Origin of the sequence: Marinobacter halodurans (assembly GCF_004327985.1) — a bacterium.
Classification (GTDB): Bacteria; Pseudomonadota; Gammaproteobacteria; order Pseudomonadales; family Oleiphilaceae; genus Marinobacter_A; species Marinobacter_A halodurans.
Genome location: NZ_SJDL01000106.1, coordinates 1 through 2,119, shown reverse-complemented (window position 1 = coordinate 2,119; position 2,119 = coordinate 1). Strand labels below are relative to the sequence as shown.

Genomic DNA, 2,119 nt, shown 5'->3' with positions numbered 1-2,119 from the left:
TGACAAGCCGCTGGCACGCTGCTGATCAACCAGGGTCTGCCACTGTTCGGGTGTGCGGTGCTTTCTCATGGGGGTAACCTCGTGTCGGAAAATGTGAGGTTACTGTAGGGCGAATCTCAGCGGGGTGGCAGAACGTCCTGAAATGAACGCTTACATGGCAGCGGCGTTCCTCTTTGGCTACGTCTTCCACTTCGTCGTTGATAGCCCTGATTTGTATTCAAATGTTATGGACGAGCATGGGAAGGCCTTTTTCCATTCCGCCCTGGGGCTGGCGCTACTCGAGTTCGCTGGCCTTGTTTTCGGGACGTACGTTTTCGCTCGCAGGCCGCAATGAACCATCACCAGTCGCTACAGCACCGCTGGGCTTGACGTTATGTTTCTCCAGGGAGTTTTGCATCATGATCATTGACCACATCGGGTTGGTGGTCGAGGACTACGAAAAGAGCGAGGCGTTCTTCTGTCGTGCCCTCGCTCCACTTGAAATCGAGCTTGTCATGGAGGTTCAAGGTTGGGCCGGTCTTGGCAGGAATGGCAAACCCGAGCTGTGGTTCGGTGTCCGCACGGAAAAACAAAGGCCCATGCACATTGCCTTTGTGGCCGATAGCCGAGAACAGTGTCAACAACAGCGAAGTTTGACCGCTTTTTATCAGTTTAGATTGTCCGGGCTATAGTTTCGATGGGGGGCCTGATTTGGAGGCGTTGCAAGAGCAAGGCCGGGTAGAAGATATTACCCGGCCACCCGGAAAGGTTTTAGTTTCGGCCAGCGATGACGCCACCATCCACGTCCCAAATGGCACCTGTCACCCAGCTTGAATCATTGCTGAGCAGGAAGCTGATTGCACTGGCAACATCATCGGAGGTGCCGATCCTTCCAATTGGATGAAATCCATCAAACATGGCAAGCGTTCTATCAATTTCACTCGGTTCAATGAAGGATTCGTAAATGGGGGTCTTTACCACAGCGGGAGAAACGGCGTTTACACGGATATTCTTGTCAGCCAATTCCATCGCCATATGCTGCGTTAGCGCGTGTAAGCCGGCTTTAGCCATTGAATACGCCGATGAGGGCGTGGCTTTGATGGCTTGCTTTGCCCACATTGAGCCAACATGCACAATGGAACCGCCACCATTTTCTGACATATTCTTGGCCACAGCCTGAGAGATGAAGAATGCAGCCCGGTTTAGCTCCAGGTAGGTATCGTAGTCCTTGCCTCCATGCTCAAGAAATGGTGTTGGTTTGAACTTGCCTGCCGCGTTGACAAAATATTTTATGTGGCGGTCGTGATTTGCAACAAAATCAAGTATGCGCTGAACATCGTCGGCTTCGTACAGGTTTGCCTGGAGTGTTTCAATGTGCCCCACTCCGGCAAGATCATGCTTGGCAGCTTGCAGTTTCGAGGTTGAACTGCCGACAATTACCGTATGGATGCCCCGATTGAGCAGCTGCCTTGCGGTCGCTAACCCCATTCCACTGGAGCCACCCACAATCAAGGCCAAAGAACGAGTTGTGTTTTCCATCTGATTACCTCCACAGGTAGGTAGTAAAGTGTGGACATAGATTAGAAAAACTGTAGGCTATTGAAAATCAGGCACAATTTGGTGTGGTAGGTACTTATTGGTACATATTGATGAAAGAACAGGGAAAAATATTTCTGAGGAAATCTGCGCCAGAGAAAAGTGCGCGCATGGTTGAAACCATATACGGTTGTAAGTGGTCGCTCACCGTTTATCAACTTCTGGCAAACGGAATCAACCGGCCAGGGGCAATGGTCCGTAGCGTTGAGGGCTTAACCACCAAGGTGCTTAACGAATGCCTAAGCAAGAATGCGAAATTTGGTATTTTGGAACGTATTACCTACAACGAGGTGCCACCTCGTGTTGAGTACAAAGTAACCGAATTCGGCACCAAATTTATCCGTATTCTTGATGAGCTTGAGAAGCTCCAGAGCGAGATTGAAAGTGAAATGTTATAACCAGGCAATGCACGCGACGGAGCTATGGTGATTTCTGGTGTATGGAGGCAAGTTGAAGAGGTGGCGTATCCTGTTGGTTGATCTCGCCAGATCACAACCAACAGAGGAATGATACGCCATGTCAAAGTCTACCCTGCACGCTCTTT

General features: G+C 50.3%; 3 protein-coding genes. 2 read left to right on the top strand and 1 reads right to left on the bottom strand.

The window, feature by feature from the left end:
- Positions 1 to 398 precede the first annotated feature (398 nt).
- A complete protein-coding gene (locus tag EZI54_RS23515) occupies positions 399 to 671 on the top strand; it encodes a VOC family protein (protein WP_131484286.1) in 273 nt (90 codons plus the stop codon).
- 79 nt (positions 672 to 750) lie between these two features.
- On the opposite strand, the gene EZI54_RS23510 is transcribed toward EZI54_RS23515, so the two are convergent.
- Positions 751 to 1,518 (bottom strand): SDR family NAD(P)-dependent oxidoreductase, encoded by a 768-nt coding sequence (locus tag EZI54_RS23510; protein WP_131484285.1) that lies wholly within the window; start codon positions 1,516 to 1,518, stop codon positions 751 to 753.
- Positions 1,519 to 1,628: 110 nt separating this feature from the next.
- On the opposite strand from EZI54_RS23510, the gene EZI54_RS23505 reads away from it, so the two are divergent.
- Complete coding sequence (locus tag EZI54_RS23505; protein ID WP_131484284.1) at positions 1,629 to 1,973, top strand: winged helix-turn-helix transcriptional regulator; 345 nt, start codon at positions 1,629 to 1,631, stop codon at positions 1,971 to 1,973.
- The last annotated feature ends 146 nt before the right edge of the window (positions 1,974 to 2,119 follow it).

Bases quoted from the DNA above. Each gene is read 5' to 3' on its own strand.
- EZI54_RS23515 (WP_131484286.1), top strand. From the start codon at position 399: ATGATCATTGACCACATCGGGTTGGTGGTCGAGGACTACGAAAAGAGC.
- EZI54_RS23510 (WP_131484285.1), bottom strand. From the start codon at position 1,518: ATGGAAAACACAACTCGTTCTTTGGCCTTGATTGTGGGTGGCTCCAGT.
- EZI54_RS23505 (WP_131484284.1), top strand. From the start codon at position 1,629: ATGAAAGAACAGGGAAAAATATTTCTGAGGAAATCTGCGCCAGAGAAA.